Origin of the sequence: Kribbella sp. NPDC050470 (genome assembly GCF_044458365.1) — a bacterium.
Taxonomy (GTDB): domain Bacteria; phylum Actinomycetota; class Actinomycetes; order Propionibacteriales; family Kribbellaceae; genus Kribbella.
The window spans coordinates 448,271-472,663 of sequence record NZ_JBITHV010000008.1 but is presented as its reverse complement, the minus strand read 5'-3'; the positions used below and the strand labels follow the sequence as shown (position 1 = coordinate 472,663).

The 24,393-nt window shown below is 69.2% G+C and carries 23 protein-coding genes; 15 read left to right on the top strand and 8 right to left on the bottom strand.

Annotated features, from left to right (window positions below; translation table 11 throughout):
• Nucleotides 1–144 precede the first annotated feature (144 nt).
• Nucleotides 145–1,230 (bottom strand): LacI family DNA-binding transcriptional regulator, encoded by a 1,086-nt coding sequence (locus ACIBGM_RS26445; protein WP_360536349.1) that lies wholly within the window; start codon nt 1,228–1,230, stop codon nt 145–147.
• Nucleotides 1,231–1,528: 298 nt separating this feature from the next.
• Here ACIBGM_RS26445 and ACIBGM_RS26440 point away from each other — a divergent pair, with 298 nt between their 5' ends.
• From ACIBGM_RS26440 to ACIBGM_RS26425, 4 genes are all read left to right on the top strand, one after another.
• Nucleotides 1,529–3,532 (top strand): MGH1-like glycoside hydrolase domain-containing protein, encoded by a 2,004-nt coding sequence (locus tag ACIBGM_RS26440; RefSeq protein ID WP_396387015.1) that lies wholly within the window; start codon nt 1,529–1,531, stop codon nt 3,530–3,532.
• An 89-nt stretch (nt 3,533–3,621) separates the two neighbouring features.
• A complete protein-coding gene (locus ACIBGM_RS26435; RefSeq protein ID WP_396387014.1) occupies nt 3,622–4,593 on the top strand; it encodes an RNA polymerase subunit sigma-70 in 972 nt (323 codons plus the stop codon).
• A 63-nt stretch (nt 4,594–4,656) separates the two neighbouring features.
• Nucleotides 4,657–5,220: a dihydrofolate reductase family protein gene (locus ACIBGM_RS26430; RefSeq protein ID WP_396387013.1), complete on the top strand. Its 564-nt coding sequence runs from the start codon at nt 4,657–4,659 to the stop codon at nt 5,218–5,220.
• Between the two features lie 26 nt (nt 5,221–5,246).
• Nucleotides 5,247–5,672 carry a DUF6069 family protein gene (locus ACIBGM_RS26425; protein WP_360536341.1) on the top strand — a complete coding sequence of 142 codons (426 nt, stop codon included), beginning with the start codon at nt 5,247–5,249 and terminating at the stop codon, nt 5,670–5,672.
• Nucleotides 5,673–5,693: 21 nt separating this feature from the next.
• Here the strand turns inward: ACIBGM_RS26425 and ACIBGM_RS26420 are convergent, their stop codons facing one another.
• A complete protein-coding gene (locus ACIBGM_RS26420; RefSeq protein WP_396387012.1) occupies nt 5,694–6,422 on the bottom strand; it encodes a VOC family protein in 729 nt (242 codons plus the stop codon).
• Nucleotides 6,423–6,572: 150 nt separating this feature from the next.
• Here ACIBGM_RS26420 and ACIBGM_RS26415 point away from each other — a divergent pair, with 150 nt between their 5' ends.
• On the top strand, nt 6,573–7,604 hold the full coding sequence (locus tag ACIBGM_RS26415; RefSeq protein ID WP_360536339.1) for an RNA polymerase subunit sigma-70: 1,032 nt from the start codon (nt 6,573–6,575) through the stop codon (nt 7,602–7,604).
• Between the two features lie 93 nt (nt 7,605–7,697).
• Here the strand turns inward: ACIBGM_RS26415 and ACIBGM_RS26410 are convergent, their stop codons facing one another.
• On the bottom strand, nt 7,698–8,261 hold the full coding sequence (locus tag ACIBGM_RS26410; RefSeq protein WP_396387011.1) for a dihydrofolate reductase family protein: 564 nt from the start codon (nt 8,259–8,261) through the stop codon (nt 7,698–7,700).
• A gap of 80 nt (nt 8,262–8,341) precedes the next feature.
• Complete coding sequence (locus ACIBGM_RS26405) at nt 8,342–9,001, bottom strand: HAD family hydrolase (RefSeq protein ID WP_396387010.1); 660 nt, start codon at nt 8,999–9,001, stop codon at nt 8,342–8,344.
• A 64-nt stretch (nt 9,002–9,065) separates the two neighbouring features.
• Between ACIBGM_RS26405 and ACIBGM_RS26400 the strand changes: the two genes are divergently transcribed.
• Nucleotides 9,066–9,932 carry a PHP domain-containing protein gene (locus tag ACIBGM_RS26400; protein WP_396387009.1) on the top strand — a complete coding sequence of 289 codons (867 nt, stop codon included), beginning with the start codon at nt 9,066–9,068 and terminating at the stop codon, nt 9,930–9,932.
• A gap of 25 nt (nt 9,933–9,957) precedes the next feature.
• Here ACIBGM_RS26400 and ACIBGM_RS26395 read toward each other — a convergent pair whose 3' ends face one another.
• A complete protein-coding gene (locus ACIBGM_RS26395; RefSeq protein WP_360536331.1) occupies nt 9,958–12,042 on the bottom strand; it encodes a DNA topoisomerase IV subunit B in 2,085 nt (694 codons plus the stop codon).
• Between the two features lie 438 nt (nt 12,043–12,480).
• Here ACIBGM_RS26395 and ACIBGM_RS26390 point away from each other — a divergent pair, with 438 nt between their 5' ends.
• Complete coding sequence (locus ACIBGM_RS26390) at nt 12,481–12,723, top strand: hypothetical protein (RefSeq protein WP_360536329.1); 243 nt, start codon at nt 12,481–12,483, stop codon at nt 12,721–12,723.
• Nucleotides 12,724–12,839: 116 nt separating this feature from the next.
• Here ACIBGM_RS26390 and ACIBGM_RS26385 read toward each other — a convergent pair whose 3' ends face one another.
• Entirely contained in the window at nt 12,840–14,315 is a 1,476-nt protein-coding gene (locus ACIBGM_RS26385; protein WP_396387008.1) for a PLP-dependent aminotransferase family protein, read from the bottom strand.
• Nucleotides 14,316–14,401: 86 nt separating this feature from the next.
• Here ACIBGM_RS26385 and ACIBGM_RS26380 point away from each other — a divergent pair, with 86 nt between their 5' ends.
• Nucleotides 14,402–15,025: a LysE family translocator gene (locus tag ACIBGM_RS26380; protein WP_396387007.1), complete on the top strand. Its 624-nt coding sequence runs from the start codon at nt 14,402–14,404 to the stop codon at nt 15,023–15,025.
• On the opposite strand, the gene ACIBGM_RS26375 is transcribed toward ACIBGM_RS26380, so the two are convergent.
• Nucleotides 15,015–17,006, bottom strand: a complete 1,992-nt coding sequence (locus tag ACIBGM_RS26375; protein WP_396387006.1) for a glycogen debranching N-terminal domain-containing protein — start codon at nt 17,004–17,006, stop codon at nt 15,015–15,017. The genes ACIBGM_RS26380 and ACIBGM_RS26375 overlap by 11 nt on opposite strands.
• Nucleotides 17,007–17,103: 97 nt before the next feature.
• Between ACIBGM_RS26375 and ACIBGM_RS26370 the strand changes: the two genes are divergently transcribed.
• The 5 genes from ACIBGM_RS26370 (at nt 17,104) to ACIBGM_RS26350 (ending at nt 21,251) form a co-directional block, all read left to right on the top strand.
• Complete coding sequence (locus ACIBGM_RS26370) at nt 17,104–17,589, top strand: DUF456 domain-containing protein (protein ID WP_396387005.1); 486 nt, start codon at nt 17,104–17,106, stop codon at nt 17,587–17,589.
• A 131-nt stretch (nt 17,590–17,720) separates the two neighbouring features.
• Nucleotides 17,721–18,272, top strand: a complete 552-nt coding sequence (locus ACIBGM_RS26365) for a hypothetical protein (protein ID WP_360536319.1) — start codon at nt 17,721–17,723, stop codon at nt 18,270–18,272.
• A 161-nt stretch (nt 18,273–18,433) separates the two neighbouring features.
• Nucleotides 18,434–18,970, top strand: coding sequence for a hypothetical protein (locus ACIBGM_RS26360; RefSeq protein ID WP_360536317.1), 537 nt, complete (start codon nt 18,434–18,436; stop codon nt 18,968–18,970).
• Nucleotides 18,971–19,053: 83 nt separating this feature from the next.
• Nucleotides 19,054–19,755 (top strand): response regulator transcription factor, encoded by a 702-nt coding sequence (locus tag ACIBGM_RS26355; RefSeq protein ID WP_360536315.1) that lies wholly within the window; start codon nt 19,054–19,056, stop codon nt 19,753–19,755.
• Nucleotides 19,755–21,251 (top strand): HAMP domain-containing sensor histidine kinase, encoded by a 1,497-nt coding sequence (locus ACIBGM_RS26350; RefSeq protein ID WP_360536313.1) that lies wholly within the window; start codon nt 19,755–19,757, stop codon nt 21,249–21,251. Before ACIBGM_RS26355 ends, ACIBGM_RS26350 begins: the two co-directional genes overlap by 1 nt.
• A gap of 26 nt (nt 21,252–21,277) precedes the next feature.
• On the opposite strand, the gene ACIBGM_RS26345 is transcribed toward ACIBGM_RS26350, so the two are convergent.
• Nucleotides 21,278–21,898, bottom strand: a complete 621-nt coding sequence (locus ACIBGM_RS26345; protein ID WP_360536311.1) for a TetR/AcrR family transcriptional regulator — start codon at nt 21,896–21,898, stop codon at nt 21,278–21,280.
• A gap of 121 nt (nt 21,899–22,019) precedes the next feature.
• Here ACIBGM_RS26345 and ACIBGM_RS26340 point away from each other — a divergent pair, with 121 nt between their 5' ends.
• Both ACIBGM_RS26340 and ACIBGM_RS26335 read left to right on the top strand, forming a co-directional pair.
• Nucleotides 22,020–23,036 (top strand): alpha/beta hydrolase, encoded by a 1,017-nt coding sequence (locus ACIBGM_RS26340; protein WP_360536309.1) that lies wholly within the window; start codon nt 22,020–22,022, stop codon nt 23,034–23,036.
• Nucleotides 23,024–24,382 (top strand): ABC transporter substrate-binding protein, encoded by a 1,359-nt coding sequence (locus ACIBGM_RS26335; protein ID WP_396387004.1) that lies wholly within the window; start codon nt 23,024–23,026, stop codon nt 24,380–24,382. The genes ACIBGM_RS26340 and ACIBGM_RS26335 overlap by 13 nt, the downstream gene beginning before the upstream one ends.
• Nucleotides 24,383–24,393 lie beyond the last annotated feature (11 nt).

The window sequence follows — 24,393 nt, the reverse complement described above, 5'->3', positions numbered from 1 at the left end:
CTCCGGGGTCCTTCCAGAGGGCGCGCAGCAGCACCTGACCCGCCGGCCGCCGGCCGGGGTCTGTGGGGGAACGGCTGTGTGCGCTGTCGGTGGGCGCGATAGGCGCCAGGAGTCGTTGGTCGGGCGGGACCTCGATCCGGAGGATCAGGCCTTGGCGGTCTGCGACCGTCCGCGCGGGGACCGGGTCACGGGCACCGGCCCGCAACTCGCCCGGACGATCAGGCTGGTCGGCATCACCAGGCGAGGCAACTCCACCTCGCCGGTCGCCGGCTCTTCGGGTTCGTCGTCGTTCGGGCCGATCGCCTCGACCAGCATGGTCGCGGCGCGCTTGCCCATCTCGACGAACGGTTGCTGGATTGTGGTCAGCGGCGGACGGATCTGAGCCGCGGACTCGATGTCGTCGAAGCCGATCACCGACACGTCCTCGGGCACGCGCAACCCGGCCTCGGCCGCGGCGGTCATCACGCCGTACGCCGTCACGTCGGAGTGCGCGAACACCGCGGTCGGCCGCTGACCGGCCGGCAGCGCGAACAGCTCCCGCGACCGGGAGCGGATCTGCTCGGGCACGAAGTCACCGGGTTTGGTGAGCTCGGGATCGGGCTGGATGCCTGCAGTGCGCAGCGCGTCCAGGTAGCCGCGGTAGCGGTCCTGGCAGCACCGGTACGCCATTCGGCCTTGCACACAAGCGATTCGCTCGTGTCCGAGTTGCATCAGGTGGTCCATCGCCGTCAGCGCGCCTTCGTAGTTGTCGGCGGTGACGGACGGCAGGTCCACGTCGGCGTCGATGGTGTTCACCAGGACGACCGGCAGGCCCTCCTGGTGCAGCTGGACGAGTGGCTCGAGCGGCTGCTCGTGACTGACCACGAGCAGGCCGGACGCCATGCTGGAGGTCAGCACGCGGTCGATCAGCGAACCGTAGTCACGGTCGTTGGTGGCGGTGTACAGGATGATGTCGAACCCGTTCCGCTCGGTCACCGCGGCCACCCCGATGTTGATCGAGGCAACCATGTGCCAGGACAGGCCGGGCACGACCATCCCGATCAGCCGGGTACTGCCCTTGGCCAGCGCGGTGGCCGCGAAACTCGGCACGTACCGGTGCTTGCGCATCACCGCGAGCACGTGCCGACGGGTCGCCGGGTCCACCTTCGGGCTGTTGTTCAGCACCAGCGAGACGGTGGACTTGGACAGGCCGGACAGCGCGGCGATGTCGCGAATCGTCAGCTTCGCCATCCGGCCCCTCCCTTGATCAGCGCCGTTGGACTGGTCCAACGGGTCAGCACCGGAACGTAACAGCGGGCGGGAGCGAGGTCAACAGTCCGTACGCAAACGGTTTCATCGCTTGGCCATTGCGCTTCTCGGAATCTTCGTGCCACCATCGAGCCACCGTGTTGGACCGGTCCTACGCGGGCCGGGATCACCTGCCGGGACCGGTCCGGCACGCCCACTCCCGCCGGCCCGCCATCGCACCAGGCTGTGCCCTTCGCCAGCTTCTGCTGCCGTTCGTCAAGCTTCTGCAGGAAGGCCGCCCATGCCGCCGTACGCCCTCGACGACTTCGCCTTCGACCTCCGCCGCGCCGTACCGCCGGACCAGATCTGGGTCGGAAGCGGCACCGGAACCGTCAGCCGGCTCGCGGGCACCGTCTGCGGAGTCGGCGGCTGGTTCTCTCCCCCACACGCGGCCGCTGACAGCCGCCTCACGATCTCGTTCGAGCTGGACGGCCGGACGATCCCGGACGGCACCCGCCCCGGCGCCGGCGACCGCGGCCTCCTCCCCGCCGGCGGCACCTGGCGTCCAGACCGCCTGACGCGCCGAGGCACCTACCACCAGTACGTCGACGGCCGCCTCATCTCCCTCGCCGTCGAAACCACCCTCACCCCCCGCCACGGCGAACCCGGCTACATCCTGACCATCCACATCCACAACCGCTCAGACCGCACGCACCAACTCACCGTCCACCCGGCACTCGCTCCCACCCAGGCCACTGCTGTCCAGCTGTCCAACTGGGGCTGGGTCCCACCCGAACCGGGCCCGGGCGGTCCGGGCGGGCTGGCACCTGGCACCAGCACACCCGTCACCCTCACCCACGCCGGCCTCACCGCCCGACTCCCCCCGGGCGGTCACGCCACCTTCAGCCTCGCCGTCCACCCCGCCGACGCAACGCCGCCCGCCGACCCCGCCGCGGACGCGGCCGCCACCACCCGCGCCTGGACAGCCCGCATCGACCAGGCCCTCGCCCGAGTCCCCGTCCTCACCAGCGACATCCCCGGCCTCGAGCAGTACTACCGCCGTTCGCTCGCCAGCGGCCTCGTCTGCTGGTGGGACCACCCGGACTTCGTCACCACCCCGTTCATGGCGACCTCAGGTCTCGACGGCGGCGCGCTCTGCGCCTACGCCTGGGACACCGGCGGCTACGCCCCCAACGTCCTCAGCCTCATGCTCGGCGACCACGTCGTCGACCTCATCGAGTCCTTCCTCGACGCCGACCTGACCGACCGCTACGCCATCGCCCCCGACGGCACCGGCCTCGGCGTCGCCTACGCCTACAGCGGCTGGTCTCTCACCATGCTGACCCGCGCTGCCGCCGCGGACCGCCGGCTCGACCCCGGTCTCGTCTCACGGCTGTACGACGTACTCACCGCCCTCGACAAACGCTTCCGTCCCGACGACCAGACCGGCGTACTGCGTGACTATGGCGACCAGAGCAACCTCCTCGAGATGCGCGGCGCCGGCTGGGAGCACGTTGTCGCCAGCCCCAACGCCGAACGCGCCTGGTCGCTGGAAACCCTGGCCGAACTGGCCGAACTCTCCGGCGCCGCCTTACCCGTCGACGAGTTACGCGCGTCCGCCCACCAGATCCGGACCGAGGTGATCCGCCAACTGTGGGACGCCGACGCCGGCTGGTTCCGCAGCCGCTACCCCGACCGTCACACCGAGTTCGCCTTCTCGATCCAGGCCTTCGACGTACTGCGTTCCGGCGCCTGCCCACCCGAGGTCGCCGCAGCCCTGATCAAGCACCTCCGGCCAGGCGCGTTCCTTGGTGAGTACGGCGTGAGCAGTGTCAGCGCCGAGGACGCACGCCACTACGAGACCGCCGACATCGACTGGTCCGGCGCCGGCGCCTACACCGGCGAAGCACCCCAGCTCGCGCTGACCCTCTGGGAACGCGGCGAATCAGCACTGGCGTGGGATGTCCTTCGCCGCCTCTTCTGGATGGGCGACCACTACCCGTACTTCCCGCAGGACCACTACTCCGACAAACCCGGCGCCCCCGCCACCGGCCGCCGCGCCAACGTCATCGCCGGCCTCACCGGCGCCGAAGCCATCCTCACCGGCCTGGCCGGCATCCACCCGAACCCCGACGGCTCCCTGACCATCAACCCGCACCACCTCCCCGAAGGCACGCTCACCCTCACCAATTACACCCACCAGAACCACACCATCAACCTGACGATCACCCCCGACCGCACCGCGATCACGGTCGACGGCCGCGAGGTGAACCCCGGTCAAGTAGTCCCTCCCCGCCCTGCGTAACTCCCTCGACCACGAGGTCCTGGCGCACATCAGACCGGCTGACCGTGAGAACGTGCACTTCTACGGCAGCCGCACAGAGAGGCGTCCTGATGGAGATCCCGCAGTCCGACTTCGCTGAACGCGCTGAGCTGCACCGGGGCGAGCTGCGGGTGCACTGCTACCGGATGCTCGGGTCGTTCGACGAGGCGGAGGATCTGGTCCAGGAGGTGTACCTGCGGGCGTGGCGCGGACGGGACGGCTTCGAGGGCCGTTCGTCCCTGCGCGCCTGGTTGTACCGGATCGCCACGAACGCCTGCCTGGACTTCCTGGAGGGCCGTCGCCGCCGGACGCTTCCCGATCAGGCCGATTCGCCGGACGGCCCGTGGTTGCAGCCGTTCCCCGGCCACCTGTGGGAGCCGGCGGCGCCGAGCGCGGACGACCCGGAGGCGGCGGTGGTCGCGAAGGAGACGCTGGAGCTGGCGTTCCTGGCCGCCATCCAGCACCTGCCGCCGAGGCAGCGCGCCGCGACGATCCTGTGCGACGTGCTGGGCTGGCCGGTTCGCCAGACAGCCGAGGTTCTGGACGGCAGCGTCGCCTCGGTCAACAGTGCCCTGCAGCGGGCCAGGGCCACCCTGCGCACCCACCTGCCGCCGGGCCGGTCAGACTGGGCTCCGTCAGCCCCGCCCACCGACGAGGACCGCAAGATCCTGCGCCGCTACATGTCTGCGGTGGAGCGCGGCGACCTTGCCGAGGTCGCGGAGCTGCTGGCGAAGGACGTGCGGGCGACGATGCCGCCGTACCCGGAGTGGTTCGCCGACCGCGATGGCGTGCTGGCAGCGCTGGCCGAGAGCTGGGACCCCGGCTCGCCGTACTACGTGGGAACGCTGCGCGTGCTGCCGGTCGCCTGTGCCAACGGTGAGCTGGCCGCAGCGACGTACCGGTGTCCGCCGGGCGGGGACACGTACGAGCCGTTCGGCCTCGGCGTGCTGCAGGTCCGCGACGGCCGGATCACCGAGATGGTCGCGTTCCACGAGCCGGGTCTGTTCCCGGCGTTCAATCTCCCGCCGACCCTGGACCGATGAGGTTTGGCGGTCGATGCCGTCTCAATACTGCACGAGGCAATCAGCCGCAGAGGAGAGACACCAGTGAACGACATCGAACCGCAGACCGCCGACGGCAAGGTGCTGTGGCACTTCACCATGTCCTTGGACGGATTCGTGGCCGTGCCGAACCACGAGATGGACTGGATGATGACCGGCATCTCGCCCCAGCCGGGACTGATCGACGAGTACGTCGCGACCACCGGCGCGGTCCTCGGCGGCCGGCGCGGCTGGGACCAGTTCCCGGATCCGGGGGCCGTCTACGGAGGTGCCTGGACCGGGCCCATCTTCGTGCTCACCCATCACCCGGAGGACGCCGCCCCCGCCGAGGGCGTCACGTTCCTGGACTGTGACGTGGCCGAGGCGGTGCGGATCGCGCTGGCCGCGGCCGGCGGCAAGAACGTCGAGGTGCTGTCGCCGAACATCGGTGCACAACTCCTCGAACGCGGCTTGCTCGACGAGATCGACCTGCACATCGCGCCGGTGCTGCTCGGCGACGGCATCCGGCTGCTGGACCTGCCCGGTGGCCGGCCGCACTACCTCCACCGGGTCAGCGACGGCGACCCCACGGCCGAGCTCACCGTGCGATACCGGCCGGTCAAGCCGTGAGCACAGGATCTGCCGAAGGAGTCGACGTGACGATTCAGAGTGATGTGCAGGAGATCAGTGCCGGACGGCGCCGGCGCATTCGGGCTCTCGCAGTACTGGGAGCCGTCGTGGCGGCCGTCCTGGTCTGGGTGGTCGGCGAGCCGTTGCTCGGCAACGACATGGTCATCAAGGCCGAGGGGCAGGAACCGCAGGATCTCGGGGCGAGCGCGTTCATCATGTTCTCGCTGTTCTTCTCCCTGCTGGGCTGGGCGCTGCTGGCCCTGCTGGAGCGCGTGACCGCGCGCGCCCGGCTGATCTGGACGGTCGTGGCACTGGCGTTCCTGGCCGTGTCGTTCGTCTTCCCGCTGTTCACCATCGAGGCGTCGGGTGGGACCAAGACCGTGCTCGCACTCGCGCACGTCGCGGTCGCCGCAGTACTCGTTCCGGCGTTCCGGGCGACCTCCCGCAAGTAGCTGTTGGAGGTGGTGAGGTTGTCAGCCTCGGCCGAGAACGCAGAACTCGTTGCCTTCCAGATCGGCCAGAACCACCCAAGGTACGTCGCCCTGGCCCACATCGGCCGGGGTGGCGCCGAGGCCCCGCACCCGAGCCACCTCCACCGCTTGATCCTCAACCGGGTCCGGCAGCAGGTCGAGATGCGCGCGGCGCGGCAGGTCCTTCCCATGGGGTGTGCGGAGGAACTCCAGATACGGCCCGGTCCCCCTGGCAGACCGCAGCATCGCGTGCTCGTCGGTCACCTCGTGCACCGTCCAGCCCATGACCTCACCCCAGAACCGCGCCATGGCCCGCGGGTCGGTGCAGTCGACAACCACCGCCGCGATCGGCCCGGTGTCCCGGTAGAGCTTCCGAGGCTCCAGCACACACAACAGATTCCCTTCTGGATCAGCCAAAACCGTCCACGGGACGTCCACCTCAGCTGGCGTAGCGCCAAGCTCCATCAACCGCGCCACCAGTTCCGCATGATGCGCCGCCGAACTGGTTGCGAGCTCAATGTGGGCACGGTTCTTCACCGTCTCCGGGTCCGGGACCCTGATCACATCAAGACTGACCGCACCGGGCAGCGGCCACCCAGATCCCACCGGCAAAACCCCGGTGGCCCCAGCCTCCGCGCCCACAGTCCCCCACCCCAACGCCCCAGCCCAGAACCGCCCCAGTGCCAGGTCATCCCCAGCCTTGAAATTGACCTGCACAAGCTCCAACGCCATCCCGCAACCCTATGCGGACACCCCCGTACGAGCCACGAACTTTCCGAGTCGGCGACAACACGCGCACACACGCGGCTGCACCGATCAGAAATCCTCCGCCCCGTCGTCAGTTCTGGTAGCCCTCCCGTACCGGTGGAAGGATTGATGACCATGACCGAGGCCAGACTGCTGGGCGCCGACGAGGCCACATTCATCGCGGCGGTCCGCTCAGACGACACGGCGCGGTTCGCACTCCTCACGGAGCGCTACCGGCGTGAGCTGCAGGTGCACTGCTATCGGATGCTCGCGAACTACGAGGACGCCCAGGACATGACGCAGGAGACGTTCCTGCGAGCGTGGAACAAGCGGGAATCGTTCAAGGGCCACGCGGCCCTGCGGACCTGGCTGTACCGGATCGCGACGAACGCCTGCCTCGACTTCCTGGAGAAGCGCAACGACCGCACACCCGCACCGTCCGAGCTGCCGGACCTCGACTCCGAGGTGCTGTACCTGCAGCCGTACCCCGACCGGATGCTCCCCGAGGACCCGCAGGAATCGGTGGTGGCGCGGGAAACGATCGAGCTGGCGTTCATCGTCGCCGTCCAGCACCTGCCGCCGCGGCAGCGGGCGGCGTTCATCCTGCGCGACGTCCTCGGCTGGCCGGCGTCGAAAGCGGCCGACGCCCTCGAGCTGACCGTCGCATCGGTGACCAGCGCACTGCAGCGGGCTCGTGTGACGATGCGCGAGCAGCTGCCCGACCGCCGCCTCGACTGGCGGAGCCCCGCCACCCACGAGCTGTCGAACGACGAGCGCGGCGCGGTGAAGTCGTACATCGACGCCCATGAGCGCAACGACCTCGACGGGCTGACGTCCCTGCTGCGCGACGACCTGCGCTTCGCGATGCTGCCCGATCAGGGCACCTCGGTCATGACGGCCAGGGACGCAGTGGACGGCTGGGTCTCCGGTGGGCTCTTCCAGCGCGGCTACGACGACTGGCGCGGTATCACCACGACGGTCAACCGCATGCCTGCCGCCGCGCTGTACCTCCGCACCCCCGACGACCCGAAGTACCGGCTGTTTGCCATCGCGGTCCTGCACGTCGTCGACGGGAAGATTGCCGAGCTCACCGGATTCGACGCCGACGACAAACCATGGCTGGGCCTGCCCCCGACACTGGAATCAGACGACGTCACCGCGGAATGAGCACCCGACCAGCTGCACACCAACGCGGACACCACCGCCCCGCCGGCGTTGCCGGCGGGGCATCTTTGCACGAGCCGAGCATCTGGCCCGTGCTCAGCGCCTCGTCTCGTAGCGGGTCAGTACGACGCCGCCGGGAAACGTCCGCGTCTCCACCAGGTTCAGGTTCACCCAGCTGTCCAGGGCGGTGAAGAACGGCGTGCCGCCGCCCAGCAAGACCGGTGCGGTGACCAGCAGGTACTCGTCGATCAGCCCGGCCCGCATGGCCGCTGCGGCGAGTGTGGCGCCGACGAGGTCCATAGGGCCGCCGTCTTCGGCCTTGAGCCGGGTGATCTCGGTGACCGCGTCGCCGGTGACGAGGCGGGTGTTCCAGTCGACCGTGCTGGTCGTCGAGGAGAACACGACCTTCGGCATGTCCCGCCAGCGGCGGGCGAACTCGATCTCCGCCGGTGTGGCGCCGGGCTGCTGGTCGGCGGTCGGCCAGTGGGAGCTCATCGTCTCCCACAGTTTGCGCCCGTACAGCGCCAGGTCGGTCGCCCCCACCCGGTCGGACCACCACTGGAACAGTTCGTCGCCCGGTACGCTCCAGCCGAGGTCGTCGCCGGGCGCGGCGATGTAGCCGTCCAGGCTCACGTTCATTCCGAAGATCAGTTTCCGCATCGTGCCAGCCTCCTGTGAGTCGATCTCACACGTACAGACGGGCACCGCGCGGAAACCTAATCGGTGCGCGTGGGAAGGAATCAGCTGGCGAGGATGGTGGGGAAGGACTTGAGGATCGAGTCGAAGTGGTGGTCGGCGACCGGGGTGTCCAGGGTGTGGTGGTGGCCGATGCGGATGGTTTTGAGGCCGGCGTTGATACCGCCGGCTACGTCGTACGACGGGTGGTCGCCGACCATCCAGCCGTCCGTGAGGGTGGCGCCAGTCTGGGATGCAGCGATCTCGAAGATGCGGCGGTCCGGCTTCCGCACCCCCGCGGCCTGCGAGATGCAGCAATAGTCGACGGCCGCCGCGATCCCGGTGTGCTCGAGCTTGCCCGTCTGCTGTACGACGTTCCCGTTCGTCACCACCGCCACCCGCCACCCCGCCGTACGCAACGAAGCCAGCCCATCCAGCACCGCCGGCTGCACCCACGTGAACGGTGGATGCTCGCGATCGTAAGCGGCGACCAACTCCTCGACCGAACCCCTCACCCCGAACGCCGACCGCAACCCCGCGAACAACTCCTCCCGCGCCGTGAACCCACCGTTGTCATGAGCAACCAACCACCCAACCGCGTCCTCCCCCACCCCGGCCCGCTCCACGAACCACCGAGCCCACGCCAGGAACGCGCCATCGCGATCGATCAACGTGTTGTCCAGGTCGAAGCAGGCCAGGCGCGGGGTCCTACCATCGGCGGTCACGTTCGATGCGATCCTTGTCGTTCAGGGCACGAGTGACAACAGCCTATCTAGGGGTCGAACAGGTATGGACTCGGTCATGCCACCGGACGGCCACGTGCACACGGAGTGGTCGTGGGACACCGCCGTCGGATCGATGGAGGCTTCGTGCGCCAGGGCGATCGAGCTCGGCCTGCCGTCGGTGGCATTTACCGAGCACGCCGACCTGACGCCGTGGGAGATAGCTGGTGAAGAAGTGGACCTGCTGCCCGAGCACCTCCGGGTCCGGGTCCGGCCCGACGGGGTTCTCGAGGCTCCGGCACTGGAGGTGTCGGGATATCTGGCGTGTATCGAGCGCTGCCGGGGGCGGTTCCCCGAGCTTCGCATTCTGTCGGGTGTCGAGCTGAGTGAACCGCACTGGCATCCCGAGCAGACGGCCGAACTGCTCCGCAGTGGTGGGTTCGAGCGGGTGCTCGGGTCGGTGCATGCATTGCCGGATGGCGACGGGCACCGGGAGATCAGCAGTTTGTACGCTCGCCGCCCGAGTCCGCAGTTGGTTCAGGAGTACCTGGCTGAGGTCCTCCGGCTGGTGGAGTCATCCGCCCCGTTCGCCGTGCTGGCCCACATCGACTACCCGATCCGCTACTGGCCGCAGCGCTCGGGCGTCTACGAGCCGGCCACTTTCGAGGACGAATTCCGCGCTGTTCTCCGCGCGCTGGCCGGAAGTGGCAGAGCGCTGGAGGTGAATACGAAAGTGCCGCTGCATGGTGAGGTCGTCCGTTGGTGGTATCAGGCCGGTGGTGATGCGGTTGTCTTCGGCAGTGACGCGCATGACCCGGCCGCGGTCGGGCACGGCTTCGCGGCGGCAGCGGCGATGGTCGAGTCGTGCGGGTTCCGCCGTGGACAGACTCCGCACGAGGTGTGGACGAGAGCGGCACACAGCACCGTGAGCTGAGCCGCTCAGGCCCACCCGCCGTCCGTCAGACGTCGATGCGGTTCTCGTCGAGTTCGTAGGCGCCCTGGACCAGGAACTCCTTGCGCGGCGCGACGTCGTTGCCCATCAGGAGGTCGAAAACGTGGGCTGCGGCCTCGCCGTCGTCGACGGTGATGCGGCGGAGCGTGCGGTGCCGAGGGTCCATGGTGGTTTCCGCGAGCTGGTCGGCGTCCATCTCACCGAGACCCTTGTAGCGCTGCGGCGGTTCCTTCCAGCGCACGTTCTTCTTCATCAGCTCGGCCGTCTTCCGCTGGTACTCGGCGTCGCTGTAGGTGTACAGGTACTTCTCCTGCCCCTTCTTCGGGTTCGTCAACTCGAACCGGTGCAGCGGCGGTACGGCGGTGTAGACCCGGCCGGCCTCGACCAGCGGCCGCATGTACCGGAAGAACAGCGTGGCCAGCAGGCAGCGGATGTGCGCGCCGTCGGAGTCGGCGTCGGCCATGAAGATGATCTTGCCGTAGCGGACCTGCTCGAGGTCGAAGCTGCGGCCGGACCCGGCGCCGACGACCTGGATGATCGAGGCGCACTCGGCGTTCTTCAGCATGTCGCCGACCGACGCCTTCTGCACGTTCAGGATCTTGCCCCGGATCGGCAGCAGCGCCTGGAACTCCGAGCTGCGGGCCAGCTTCGCCGTACCGAGCGCCGAGTCACCCTCGACGATGAACAGCTCGGAGCGGTCCACGTCGTTGCTGCGGCAGTCGGCCAGCTTCGCCGGCAGCGCCGACGACTCCAGCGCCGTCTTGCGTCGCTGCAGCTCGCGGTGCTGACGCGCGGCCACCCTGGTCCGGGAGGCTGCGACGACCTTCTCGAGTACGGCGCGGGCCTGCGCCTTGTGCTCGCGCTTGTTCGAGGTGAGGAACGACTCCAGCTCGCTCTGCACGACCTTCGCGACGATCCGCGAGGCGGCCGGCGTGCCGAGGACCTCCTTGGTCTGGCCGTCGAACTGCGGCTCGGCCAGCCGGACCGTGACGACGGAGGTCAGGCCCTCCAGGACGTCGTCCTTGATGACCTCCTCGCCGCTCTTCAGCAGCCGGGTGCCGTCGAGGGCGTTGGTGAAGCTCTTGGCCAGCGCGCGCTCGAAGCCGGCCACGTGGGTGCCGCCCTTGGGCGTGGCCACGATGTTCACGAACGAGCGGAGCTCGGTCTCGTACCCGTCGCCCCAGCGGACCGCGATGTCGACGTCCAGGTCGCGCTCGACGTCGGTCGGGGTCATGTGCCCGGCGTCGTCGAGCATCGGCACGGTCTCGGTGAAGTGGCCGGTTCCGGTCAGCCGGATCACCTCGGTGACCTTCTGGTCGGTGGCCAGGAACTCGCAGAACTCGCTGATCCCGCCGTCGTGCTTGAAGGTCTCCTCGGTGACCTCGTCGCCGCGCTCGTCCCGGATCACCAGCTCGAGCCCGGGCACCAGGAACGACGTCTGCCGCGCCCGGGTGACCAGCTCGTCGTAGTTGAAGGTCGCGTCCCGGGTGAAGATCTGGCGGTCCGCCCAGTACCGGATCCGCGTCCCGGTGACGCCCTTCTTGGCCCGCCCGGCCTTGCGCAGTCCCTTCGCCGGCGTGAACCCGGCCGAAGCGCCCTCGCCGTCGAACTCACCGGCGACACCGCGCCGGAAGGAGGTGGTCCAGACCACCCCGCCGCGGTCCACCTCGACGTCGAGGCGCGCGGACAGCGCGTTCACCACCGAGGCGCCGACACCGTGCAGACCGCCGGAGGCGTTGTAGGAGCCGCCGCCGAACTTGCCGCCGGCGTGCAGCTTGGTGAACACGACCTCGACACCGCTGAGTTTGGTCTTCGGCTCGATGTCGACCGGGATGCCGCGGGCGCGGTCCTTCACCTCGACCGAGCCGTCCTTGTACAGCACGACGTCGATCCGCTCGCCGTGCCCGGCCAGGGCCTCGTCGACGGCGTTGTCGATGATCTCCCACAGGCAGTGCATCAGGCCGCGGCTGTCGGTGGACCCGATGTACATACCCGGCCGCTTGCGCACCGCCTCGAGTCCTTCGAGGACGAGGAGGTGCCGGGCGTTGTACGTCGGGTCGAGCTCGGTACTGCGAGGCGTCGGGGCGGCCACTGGGCTCCTTCACTGGTTCACAAACTCACTGCAACACATCCGGACCCGGCCGGGGTCCGAACGCCTGCTCACAGACTATGCGGCCCGACCCCCAAAACCGTGCAACCGGGGCTGTGGCGGGCATGCGACCGGGTACCGGGGTCACAGCGGATCGCTCGATCAGAAAGGTGTTTTGGCAGGTATCGATCCGGACTCGATCCGGAGTGGTGTACGACACTCCGAACATTGGCGCACAGTGACGGCACCATGGCGCACAGTGAGAGAAGACACGCCCGACACCCGCCGGAAACATAAATTCGCCCGCTTCCGAAACGATTCCTCGTCAAGATGCGTCATACGGGAACAGGTGGTTCGTCTCACATACGGACACGCTGCCCCTACCGGGAAGCGATCCGCATGTCAGGATGTTGCTATCTGGTGAGTACGGAACTAGATGAGATGAGGCCTCAAGTGACTACAGCACTCGCCCCGAGTTCGACCCTGTCGGCTGCGGACCGTTGTGACCGCTGCGGCGCGCAGGCCTACGTCCGTGTCACCCTGACCTCCGGTGGGGAGCTGCTCTTCTGCGCCCACCACAGCCGGGAGCACGCGGAGAAGCTGCGCAACATCGCGATCACCATCCACGACGAGACGGGCCGGCTCGAAGCCACCCCGAGCGTCGCTGCGGACGACGAGCGGTAAGCCCAAGCTTCACAAACGCGCCAACGACGGCGCCAAAGTCATAGAGGCTGTGATGGCGGTCACCCGGAAGGGTGGCCGCCATCCTTCATTGTCAGATGAGAGGTACGTCGGAAGCGTCAGATGAGAGGTACCTCGGGAGGCGGGCCGTGCCGGCGTAGTTCTTGCCAAGCCCGGGCGAGTCTCGCGACCGCGTCGTCAAGCACGGGCTCGGCGTACGCGAACGGCACCCGCAGGTGGTCGTCGTGCCGGCCGGTCGGATCCATCGCCCGACCCGCGACCACCTCGACCCCATGACGCAGTGCCACCTGGGCGAACACCCGCGCGTCGGTGTCCGGCAGCCGGATCCACAACGCCGACCCGCCCTCCGGCTCGGACCACTCCCAGTCCGGTAGCCGCTCGGTCAGCAACTGCCCCATCAGCTTCCGTCGCGCCGTCGCCACCCGCCCCCGCGCCGCCGTCAGCTCCCCCAGCCGTGGTAGCAGCCGCGCCGTCAACGCCTGGTCGATCACCGGACTGCCGAGGTCGGCCAGTGCCTTGTGCCGCGCCAGCCGTTCGGCCAGCGGCCGCGACGCGCGGATCCATCCGATCCGCAGCCCACCCCACACCGCCTTCGACACCGATCCGATCGTCAGCACCTCGCTGCCGTCCGGCGCGTACGCCGCCAGCGGCGGAGGGATCGCCGGCCCGGCCGGATCCCACGCCGAGTACGCGTTGTCCTCGACCACCACGACACCGTGCTTGGCCGCGAGCTCGGCCACCTGCCGCCGCCGGTTCGCGGACATCAGCCGCCCAGTCGGGTTGTGGAACGTCGGCATCACGAACAGCATGGCCGGCTGGTGCTCGGCGAACGCAGTCGTCAGCAGATCCGGCCGGATCCCGGCATCATCCAGCGGTACGCCGACCACCCGGCCGCCAGCCGCCCCGAACAGATCGAAGCAACCGGGCCAACTGGGCTGCTCGATGACCACGGCCGCCCCGGTCCGTAAGTACATCTGGGTCACCAACGCGATCGCTTGGTGCGCACCGGTGGTCACCACGATCTCGTCAGGTGACGTCGGCAGGCCGGACTCCTCGAAGTGCTCGGCGATCCGCTCCCGCAGCACCCGCAGCCCGCGTGGGTGATAGCCGACATCGTCCAGGAGCGTCGGCAGGTCGCTGCTCGCCAGCTCGATCAGCTCTGCGGCCAACTCGGGCATCCCCGGGTCGACGGCGTAGGTCAGCGAGATGACCTCACCTGGTCCGACCGCTATCCGATGGAACAGCGACTCGCCGTACCCCACCGGCATTCGCTTGTCCGCTCGTGAACGACCACGGCTCGCGGCTCGGGCGATCGTCGTACCGCTCCCCCGGCGGCTCTCGACCAGGCCGCGGGCGCGGAGCTCGTCGTACGCCGCGACGACGGTCGAGCGACTGACTGCGAGGGCCTCGGCGAGGCGGCGTTCGGCGGGCAGGCGGGCGCCGACCGGTAGCTCGGCCGAGCCGATCAGGCCGGCGATCGCGTCGGCCAGCCGGCGGTACAGGCCGCCGCCCGGCCCGGTCAGCGGGCCGCCGATCAGGTCCGCCAGTGCGGCGGCATCTCCAGAACGGTCCACTTCTCCCCTTATTGGCTCGGGTGGACTGCTTCTCTCGCGGCCAGGCTAGTACCACAAGCCAGTCCAGTTCGAGAGGGAGAAGGATCATGGGGATCGCGCAGCTGCTGGGGTTCGCCGGCACGACGGTGGTGCTGGTCGGGATGCCGGGGCCGAACAATCTCTACATCTCGCTCCGGTCCCTCACCCAGGGACGCCGAGCCGGGGTGGTCTCCGCGCTCGCGATCGAGACCGGCACCCTGGTCTACATCGTCGTCGCCGCCCTTGGGCTGGCGACGCTCGTCAAGGCGTCGCCGGTGTTGTTCACCGCGATCACCCTGACCGGCGCGCTCTACCTGGCCTACCTCGGCGTGAAGATGCTGCGGATGCCGGCGACCGAGACCGCCGGCGGCGTTCCGCCCGCGCCGCTGGGCCGCGTCTTCCGGGACGGCGTCGTGGTGAACCTGCTGAACCCGAAGGCGGCGCTGTTCTTCCTCGCCTTCCTGCCGCAGTTCACCAGCCGCGGCTCCGGACCCGACCAGCTACGGACCGAGATGCTGCTGCTCGGTGTCGGCGCCCTCGTTATCGGCCTGACGCTCGACCTCTGCTACGCCGTCGGCGCCGATGCGATCGGCCGCCGGGTCCGCTCGGCGCGGGCCTCCAGCCGGTGGCGCAACCGCATCGTCGCCGCGGTCTACCTGGCCCTCGCGACAGCTGCCGTCCTCACCGTGTGAGGCCCTCCGGGGCCTCCAGTACCGTCAACTCGCCCGACTGCCAGTGCAGGGACAGGCTGTCGTTCCCCAGCCGAAGACCGGACACCTTCAGCGACTCCCAGGGCATCGTTTCTGCCGGGTTGAGCACCAGCGTGCCGCCCGGGACGTCGGGCTCGATCCCCAGCGCCGCGACGACGACCGCGATCGCGGAGGCGGCGGCCCATGCCTGCGGGAAGCACGACAGCGGGTACGGCGTCGGCGTCGACTCGTCCGCCAGCCCGCGGCCGCCGTACAACTCCGGCAGCCGGTAGTCGAACGCCTCAGCAGCACGCATCAGACCCTCGACGTACGACGAAGCACGCGAGGCGTGCCCGGTCGCGTACAGGCCCTGGACGGCCATCGCGGTGTCGTGCGGCCAGACGCTGCCGGTGTGGTAGCCGAGCGGGTTGAACCGGGTCATTGCCGTGGTCAACGTTCGCAGTCCGAAGCCGCTGTCCAGATCGGCGCCGGCCAGGACCTCGGCGACTGTCAGCTCCTCGTCGGCGTCGAGCAGACCGGTGCCGAGCAAGTGGCCCATGTTCGACGCGCGCCCGGCGACCGGGTTCTTCTCGCCGTCGAGCGCGATGGCCGGATAGCCGTCGACCCAGAAGGCGCTGCGGAACCGCTCCTGCAATGCAGCCGCCCACACCCGCCACTCATCACCGGACTCGCGGTGGGCCTCGAGCAACTCGGCTCCACGGACGGCTGCGGCGTACGCGTAACCCTGGACCTCGCACAGCGCGATCGGCGCGGAGGCGATCGTGCCGTCCGGCCACTGCACTGCGTCGGCCGAGTCCTTCCAGCCCTGGTTGGCCAGGCCGTGGCCGGACTCGTCGATGTACTCGAGGAAGCCGTCGTCGTCTGGGTCGGAGTACTCCTTCATCCAGGTCAGGGCGTTGCGGAGGTTGGGCAGCAGGTCCCGGACCTGGTCGGCGGGCATTCCCCAGCGCCAGGCCTTGTGCAGGGTGGTGATCCAGAGCTGGGTCGCGTCGTGCGTGCCGTAGTACGCCGCGGGCAGGACCAGGCCGCCGCCGTGGTCGGCCACTTCGGCGCGGAGCTCGTGCGGGATCTTGCCGGGCTGCTCGGCCGAGTCGGGGTCGACCTTGGTGCCCTGCCACGCGGCGAGAGCCCGGAGCGTGCCTGCGGCCAGCTCGGGGTCGACCGGGATGAGCATGCCGGAGGAGATCAGCGAGTCGCGGCCGAACAGGGTGAGGTACCAGGGTGGTCCGGCGCCGAGGTAGCGGTCGTCGCCGGCTGCGAGTTGCAGAGCCTGCACGTCCGCGAGCGATCGGGTCACCCAGCGGTCCACGCGCTTGTCGTTGCAGTCGACGACAAAGGCGTAGGGCTGCCGGTCGGCCGGCGGGTCGATGCTGAAGGCGGTCGTCGGCTTCGGGAAGTCCGCTGCGACCTGCAAGGTCACCGTGAACTCCTCCCCCGGCTCCAGGCGCGGCCTCGCGGTCACGCCGGGGTCGAGGTGCACTGTCACCCGGGTGCCGGAGTTGTCCCAGTGCAGCCGGGCCGCGCCGTCGTACGCGGGACTGAGCTCGGGCAGGTCCGCGGCGGCGCCGCTGCGGACGGCCGCCGTACCCGCGAGGTCGGTGCCCAGGGCAACGTCCAGCCTGCACTCGACCGTGGCCCGGGAGCGGTTCACCAGGCGGATGTGCTCGGTGATGCCGTCGGAGCGGACCTCGCGGGTTCGGTACAGCATCACGGTCGGGTCGTGCCGGTTGGAGTCGCCCAGTCCTTCGACGACGGCGACGTACTCGTGCACCGAGGCAGAGCGTTCGTCCGCGTGGATCGGGACCGGCGGCTCGCCGTCGACGGTGACGCTCAGCCGGGACAGGATGCGCCGGTCCCGGGCGTAGACCCCCTCCGCGCCGGTGCCGGTGAGCTGACCGGAGCGGGGCGAGAGGACCACCCAGGGAGCAGCGAGTGCGATGACCAGTTCGTGCAGCTGGGGCATGTCACCTACCCTAAGGGTCCGCCGTGCGCCCGCTCGTCTGTCCTCCTGTTTGTGCACCTACGAGCAAACAGCTGCAGAATGCGGCAGAGTTGCCGATGTGAACAGTGTTGCGACGTTCCTCGTCGGTGTGGCGATCTTCGTCGGGATCGTGGGCATCGTCGTCCCGGTGCTGCCGGGTGCCCTCCTGAGCCTCGCGGCGATCCTGATCTGGGCGCTGGAGGAGCAGAGCGCGACCGGCTGGATCGTGCTGGCCGCGGCGATCGTGCTGATCGGGGCCAGTCAGGTGGTGAAGTACGTCGTACCGGAGCGACGGCTCCGGGAGTCCGGGGTGCCGCGACGGTCGATGTTCGTCGGCGTCGTACTCGGCATCGTCGGGTTCTTCGTGATCCCGGTGGTCGGGATGTTCGTCGGCTTCCCGCTCGGCGTGTACCTGTCGGAGCGGCAGCGGCTCGGCAGCCACGGGCATGCCTGGGGGTCGACGAAGCACGCGCTCCGGGCAACTGGGCTGTCCATCCTGATCGAGTTCATCGGCACGTCCCTCGCCGCCGCGGTATGGCTCGCCGCCGTACTGTTCGTCGTGTAGCCACGCTCCGCAGTTCGTCGATTGCCAGTGTTTTCGCAGTGCCGTCCAACGGTCGTGCCAGGTCTGCCGGACACGGTGGGGAGGACCAGCGCCGGGGATCTCCCGGGGCGCGTAACGGAAGGCACGACAGCATGGCGTTGCACCAGAAGCTCATCGACAACCGCTGGCGGGCGGCCGGCACGGTAGCCGCAGTAGCAGCCACCACCGTCGCCGGCGGCGTCGCCGGCGGCGTCGCCTGGGCATCCACGGGCGACAGCACGCCCGCCCCGTCCACCTCACCGTCCCAGCAGGGGCAGCAGCAGGACCGGGGCCCAGGTCCGCGCGGCGGGCTGCTCGGCGACGCGCTCCACGGTGAGTTCGTGACGAGCAAGGACGGCGGCGGCTACCAAACCATCGCAACCCAGAAGGGCGAGGTCACCGCGCTCACCGACACCTCCATCACGCTGAAGAGCGCCGACGGCTACACCCGCACCTACACGATCAACTCCGACACCAAGATCAACCGCGACGGCAAGATCGCCGACCTCAAGACCGGCGAAACCGTCCGCCTCCGAGCCGTGGTCGCCGGCGAAACCGCCACCGCCACCCAGGTCACCGACAACACCGACCGCCCTCAGGGCGCCCCCGAAGGCAAGCCCGGCAAGCCGGAGTCCGGGAGCAGCGCCACACCCACCCCGAAGTAGCCGCTTGCAGCAGCCCGGCTGCCGGACCAGGTCCTAGTGGGGCTTCTGCGGCATCCGGCGGTGGGGCCGGCCGGAGGGCCGGCCTCACCGCCGGGCCCAAGCGTTATCTGATTGCCAGGGTCTTCTTAGGTGCACCGGAGGTTGGTGGGTCAGGGTGAAGCATGGTGTCGTATCAGAAGGTTTTCGAGAATCGGTGGCGGGCGGCCGGGACTGCGGCTGCGGTGGTGGTTCTGAGTGTGGCGGGCGGGGTCGCCTGGGCGTCCAGCGGCGCGGATCCGACGCCCACGCCGTCGCCGTCGGCCTCGCCGTCGACGACCCCGGACAAGCCGAACGAGCCCGGCAAGGGCGGTCTGCACCGTGGGCAGTTCGGGCTCGGCGGGGCGCTGCACGGGGAGTTCGTGGTGAAGAAGGACGACGGGAGCTACCAGACCGTCGCCACGCAGCGCGGTGAGGTGACCGCGGTCAGCAAGGAGTCCATCACGGTGAAGAGCGAGGACGGGTACAGCCGGACCTACACGCTCACCGAGGACACCTTGGTGAACGCCGCCCGGGACGGCATCGACGACGTGAAGACCGGGAACAAGGTCTCCGTCCTCGCCGTGGTCGCGGACGGCAAGGCCACCGCCACCTCGGTCAACGACGGCACCGTCCGCGAGGGCGCCCGCGAGCGCTGGGGCTTCGGCCGCGGCCCCCGCTGACCGCAGCACTCCGCTGGTCCACTCACAGCTGATTGCCAGGAAGCTCCCAGGGTCCGCACGGGTTGCCGCGGCAGACTGAGGGCATGAGCCCGCATCTGCTGGTGGTCGACGACGAGCCGAACATCGTCGAGTTGCTGTCCGCGAGTCTGCGCTTCGCCGGCTACGAGGTGACCACGGCGACGCACGGCGCCGAGGCGCTGCGCAAGGCCCGGGAGGTGGAGCCGGACCTGGTCGTGCTGGACGTGATGATGCCCGGCCTGGACGGCTTCGAGGTGGTACGGCGGCTCCGCGGCGAGGACCGGCACGTGCCGGTGCTGTTCCTCACCGCGCGGGACGCGGTCGAGGACAAGGTGCTCGGCCTGCACACCGGCGGCGACGACTACGTGACCAAGCCGTTCAGCCTGGACGAACTGGTCGCCCGGGTCCGGGCGCTGCTCCGCCGGTCCGGTCACCGCGAGCAGACGACGACCGAGGCCGCCGTACTGCGCTATGCCGATCTCGAGCTGAACGAGGACAGCTACGAGGTGTTCAAGGCCGGCCAGGCGGTGCAGCTGTCGCTCACCGAGTTCAAGCTGCTGCGCTGCCTGCTGGAGAACGCCGAACGGGTGATGTCGAAGGGCCAGATCCTGTCCGCGGTCTGGAACTACGACTTCGCCGGGGACGCCGGCGTGGTCGAGTCGTACATGTCCTACCTGCGCCGTAAGGTCGACACCGGCGACCAGAAGCTGCTCCACACCGTCCGCGGGGTCGGCTACGTCCTGCGCACTCCCCGAGGCCCCAACTGATGCAGCAGACCCACCGGCGCTTCACCGACCGGTACCCGCTTCGCGTCACCATCGTCGTCGTCCTGCTGACACTGGTGGCGGTGGCGCTGGTCGCCTCCGGCGTGCTCGCAACCACGATCATGCGCGGTTACCTGGTCGACCGGGTGGACACGCAGCTGACGAAGGCGGCCGTCGCCTTCCAGCAGGACGGCAGCGCCACCAACCGGCCACCGCGTCCTGGTCCGGGCCGGAACCGGCCGCTGCCGAGCCTCGTCGTCGTACAGTTCAACGACTCCGAGGGCGACCCCGACGACTCGCCGTTCCGGGCGCCCCTGGCCGAGACAGATCCACTGCCGGACCTTCCGAAGCTGAACCTCAACCAGGTCCGCGCCCTCGACGGCAAGCCGTTCAACACCGATGCCGTCTCGGGCGACGCGACCTGGCGGGTCGTGGTGCTGCCGCTCAACAACGGCCAGGGTTCGGTGACGGTCGCGCAGAGCCTCGGCGACCTCGATCGGACCATCCAGCGGCTGATCGGAGTTCAGGCGGCCGCCGGACTCATCCTGCTGGTGCTGCTGGCCGGCGTCGGGACCTACGTCGTACGGCGAAGTCTGCGCGGACTCGAGGACGTCGAGCACACCGCCGTCGCGATCGCCGGTGGAGACCTGGGCCGGCGGGTTCCGCAGCGGAATCCACGCACCGAGGTCGGCCGTCTGTCGGTCGCACTGAACCAGATGCTCGGCCAGATCGAGACCGCGTTCGCGCAGCGGACCGCGTCGGAGTTCGCGGCCCGGCGATCCGAGGACGCGGCACGTCGTTCCGAGGAGGCTGCCCGTCAGTCCGAGGACCGGATGCGGCGGTTCGTGGCCGACGCCTCCCATGAGCTGCGCACACCGCTGACGTCGATCCGGGGATTCGCGGAGCTCAGCCGCCAGCGTGGCGGCTCGGCCGACCCGGACGTCATGCAGCGCATCGAGGACGAGGCGAAGCGGATGGGCCTGCTCGTCGACGACCTGCTCCTGCTGGCGCGTCTCGATCAGCAACGGCCGCTCCGGATGGAACCGGTCGACCTGCTGCCGATCGCGGCCGACGCGTTGCACAACGCCCAGGCCGTCCAGCCGGAACGGAACATCTCGCTGAAGATCCTGCCGGACTCGGAGGCGCCGGTCGTCGAGGGCGATGAAGCACGGCTGCGTCAGGTGCTCGGCAACCTGATCAGCAACGCGCTGCACCACACGCCGCCCGACGCACCGATCACGGTCTCGATCGGCACCCGCCACGGCGACGCGATCCTCCAGGTCAGCGACACCGGGCCCGGCCTCACCGAAGAGCAGAAGGCACGCGTCTTCGAACGGTTCTACCGAGCCGACTCGGCCCGCACCCGCGCGACCGGCGGCTCCGGCCTCGGCCTCTCCATCGTCGCCGCCCTGGTCGCCGCCCACCGAGGCCGAGTCACCGTCACCGACACCTCACCCCACGGCGCCACCTTCACCGTGCACCTACCGTTGAATCGTTGACGTAGCTCGAGAGGTATCCGTCGTTCTCAGGAAGTCATCTGAGCGGTCTGCTCCGCTGCCCAGCGGGCGGCAGCGTCGACGACCGGGATCGTCGGATCCACCAACCACGCGGCCTCGAGCCCGTAGCAGAAGGCGATGATCTCCATCGCCTTGAGCCGCGGCTCGATGTCGGCGCGCATCTCACCGCGCTCCTGTGCGGCGCGCAGCGTGACCGTGACCCGATCGATCGTCGTCTGGTAGCCCTCGACCAAGCGTGGGTGGAGCTCGGTGTCAGGGCTGACGTTCTCCGCGAGGACGACCGTGTTCATCCCGATCAGGCTAGCCACCTTGTCGTCGTGCTGGCTCGGCCAGCTCGCCATGTGCCGGGCGATGATGTCCACGATCTTGACGCCCGGGTCGGGTCCGTCGCCCCACAGCCATTCCTCGCTGAAGGCCAGGTGGCGGTCCAGGACCGCGTTGAGCAGCGCCTCCTTGGTACGGAAGTGATACAGCAGGCCGGTCTGCGACACCCCGGCCTCGGCCGCAATGTCCGCGAGGCTCGTGCCGCGCGCCCCGTTGCGAGCGATGAAGCGTACGGCGACGTCGACGATCCGCTCCCGGGTCTCGAGACCCTTGGCCGAGGTCTTTGGCTGCTGAGCAGCGGGCACGGTCGCACTCCTCGCGGTGGTCGGGACGGTCGCCGCCAAGCATAGACAACCGACTGAGTACTCGGTAGCTTTTGAAAAACAGACCGAGTACTCAGTCTGTAATGAGGAGGGATCGACCCGAATGAACTCAGCGTCTTGGCGGGCAGAGCAGATTGCCGGCGATGCGGACACTCCGCCCCGCCCGCACGAGCAGGTCCAGGTCTTCCTGGACGGCATCGGCCCGTCGCCCGACCCGTGGAGCGCCGACATCGCGGTCGTGCGCGCCGACGCCCGTGAGAAGGTCTTGGCCGTGACCGGCGAGCCCGTGCCGGTGGCGTCCGTCGAGTCGATCGACGCGGACGGCGTTCCGTGCCGGCTGTACCGTCCCACCGGAGCGGAGCAGGATCTGCTGGTCTGGGCGCACGGGGGCGGTTGGATCCACGGTGACCTCGACACCGCCGACGGTGTTGCCCGCGCCCTGGCGAACCGGACCGCGTGCGCTGTTCTGTCGGTCGGCTACCGGCTCGCGCCCGAACATCCCTTTCCGGCCGGCTTCGACGACGTGTGGACCGCCCTCATGTGGGCTCGGCGCTCCTTCGGCAGCGTGGCCGTCGGCGGCGACAGTTCGGGTGGGAATCTTGCCGCCGCGACCGCCCTCAAGGCCCGCGACGAAGGTGTCCAGCTGGCGACCCAACTGCTCGTCTACCCGGCCCTCGACAGCATCGAGGACACCGCCTACAAGGTCGAGTTCCGGCGGCGGTATGCGACCTTCGCGGGCCGGCCGGGCTTCGGCGCCAACAGTTACCGCCGGCTGCAGCACATCTGGACGACCTACGTTCCCGACCCGGCGGCCCGCAGGGCGCCGTACGTGTCACCGCTCCATGCAGAGTCCGTGGACGGCGTCGCCCCCGCGACGATCGTCATTGCCGAGCACGACTTCCTACGGGGCGAGGCCCAAGACTATGCCCGGCGACTGCGGGCGGCCGGTGTCCCGGTCGACGTGCACGAGTACGCGGGCCAGATCCACGGCTTCTTCGAGATGTTCGGCGTCATGACCGATGCCCATCACGCCGTCGCTGCCGCCGGTGACGCCCTTCGCCGGGCCTTCCAGTCCAGCCACCCGACCGAGTCGTCCAAGGAGCTGTCGTGCGATCGCTGACGCAGTACCGCAGAATCTTCCAGGCGGCCGCGGTCGCCCTGACGTCCGTCCTGCTCTTCGCCGGCTGCGCACCCGGTGGAGACTCCGAAGCCGGCCCGGCACCGTCCAAGCCGGTGACGACGGGTGTCGGCAGTGCGCCGGTCACCCTGAAACTGCTCGTGAACAGCGGCGTCGACGTCGCGTTCTATACCGCGCTCGGCGAGCAGTTCCACGCGAAGTACGGCAACGTCACCGTCAAGGTGGAGAACCAGGACTACGCCACTCTGACCACGAACATCGCGCATATTCTTGCTGGGAGCAACGTTCCCGACCTGGTTCGCGTCTCCCAGCTGGGCAACCTGACCGGGGACCACCTGCTGGCCAACCTCGATCCGTACGCCGCGGCGTACGGATGGGACGAATGGCCGCAGTCGCAGTTCGCGTCGACCCGCGTCGCTCCGGACGGCAAGCAGCGCGGGACTGGCTCGCTCTATGCCGCCGGTCCCGGGTTCGGGCTCACCGGGGTGTACTACAACAAGGCTCTCGCCCAACGGATCGGCATGACCCAGCCGCCGGCGACGGTCGCCGAGTTCGAGCGACTGCTCGCCAAGGCCAAGGACAGCGGGCTGCAGCCGATCATGATCAACGGCAAGGACGGCGGCTCCGTCTACCCACTGCAGAACCTGGTGATGTCGGCAGCGGGCGACGCACAGGCCGTTCAGGACTGGAACTACGCCAAGCCCGGCGCGAGCATCGACAACGAGTCGACCGTGAAGGGGGCGACGACGCTGCAACGCTGGGGACAGGCGGGCTATCTGCCGGCTGACGTCAACGACATCGACCAGACCCGGGCGCCGGCCGAGTTCCTCGAGGGCAACGGTGTCTTCTTCCCCAGCGGCAACTGGCAGGCGCCCGGACTGGACAAAGCCGGGGCCGGTCGGTTCGGCTTCTTCCTCTTCCCGCCGGGCGAGGCAGGCGGACCGTCGTACGCGATGACCGCCGCCGCCAATCTGGGGATCCCGGCGAAGTCGCCCAACGCCGACGTCGCGGCCGCATTCCTGGACTTCGTTCAGACCGATCCGCAGGCACGGCAGGCCACCGTGGCGCTCGGCGGCCTCGTGCCCGCCGGCCCGTCGAACGCGGCCGCTCCGACCGCACCTCAGGGATCGGCGGTTGCCGCCACCGTCGCCGCGTTCCAGGAGTTGCTGAAGAGCAACGGGCTGGTCGGCTTCATGGCCGATGCCACCGCCTCGATCCACGTCAACAGCCTCATCCCGCAGACACAGTTGCTGCTGGCCGGCAAGACGACGCCGGAGTCGTTCGCGGCGAAGGTGCAGGCCGACTACGAGCGCGACCTCGGCCAATGAGCCCGTCGGTG

What these genes read in the sequence shown, in the direction of transcription:
- ACIBGM_RS26380 (WP_396387007.1), top strand. Translation starts at nt 14,402, where the DNA reads ATGGGGATCGCGCAGCTGCTGGGGTTCGCCGGCACGACGGTGGTGCTG.
- ACIBGM_RS26400 (WP_396387009.1), top strand. Translation starts at nt 9,066, where the DNA reads ATGGACTCGGTCATGCCACCGGACGGCCACGTGCACACGGAGTGGTCG.
- ACIBGM_RS26415 (WP_360536339.1), top strand. Translation starts at nt 6,573, where the DNA reads ATGACCGAGGCCAGACTGCTGGGCGCCGACGAGGCCACATTCATCGCG.
- ACIBGM_RS26420 (WP_396387012.1), bottom strand. Translation starts at nt 6,422, where the DNA reads ATGGCGTTGGAGCTTGTGCAGGTCAATTTCAAGGCTGGGGATGACCTG.
- ACIBGM_RS26390 (WP_360536329.1), top strand. Translation starts at nt 12,481, where the DNA reads ATGAGGCCTCAAGTGACTACAGCACTCGCCCCGAGTTCGACCCTGTCG.
- ACIBGM_RS26340 (WP_360536309.1), top strand. Translation starts at nt 22,020, where the DNA reads ATGAACTCAGCGTCTTGGCGGGCAGAGCAGATTGCCGGCGATGCGGAC.
- ACIBGM_RS26365 (WP_360536319.1), top strand. Translation starts at nt 17,721, where the DNA reads ATGGCGTTGCACCAGAAGCTCATCGACAACCGCTGGCGGGCGGCCGGC.
- ACIBGM_RS26410 (WP_396387011.1), bottom strand. Translation starts at nt 8,261, where the DNA reads ATGCGGAAACTGATCTTCGGAATGAACGTGAGCCTGGACGGCTACATC.
- ACIBGM_RS26375 (WP_396387006.1), bottom strand. Translation starts at nt 17,006, where the DNA reads ATGCCCCAGCTGCACGAACTGGTCATCGCACTCGCTGCTCCCTGGGTG.
- ACIBGM_RS26445 (WP_360536349.1), bottom strand. Translation starts at nt 1,230, where the DNA reads ATGGCGAAGCTGACGATTCGCGACATCGCCGCGCTGTCCGGCCTGTCC.
- ACIBGM_RS26440 (WP_396387015.1), top strand. Translation starts at nt 1,529, where the DNA reads ATGCCGCCGTACGCCCTCGACGACTTCGCCTTCGACCTCCGCCGCGCC.
- ACIBGM_RS26355 (WP_360536315.1), top strand. Translation starts at nt 19,054, where the DNA reads ATGAGCCCGCATCTGCTGGTGGTCGACGACGAGCCGAACATCGTCGAG.
- ACIBGM_RS26360 (WP_360536317.1), top strand. Translation starts at nt 18,434, where the DNA reads ATGGTGTCGTATCAGAAGGTTTTCGAGAATCGGTGGCGGGCGGCCGGG.
- ACIBGM_RS26350 (WP_360536313.1), top strand. Translation starts at nt 19,755, where the DNA reads ATGCAGCAGACCCACCGGCGCTTCACCGACCGGTACCCGCTTCGCGTC.
- ACIBGM_RS26435 (WP_396387014.1), top strand. Translation starts at nt 3,622, where the DNA reads ATGGAGATCCCGCAGTCCGACTTCGCTGAACGCGCTGAGCTGCACCGG.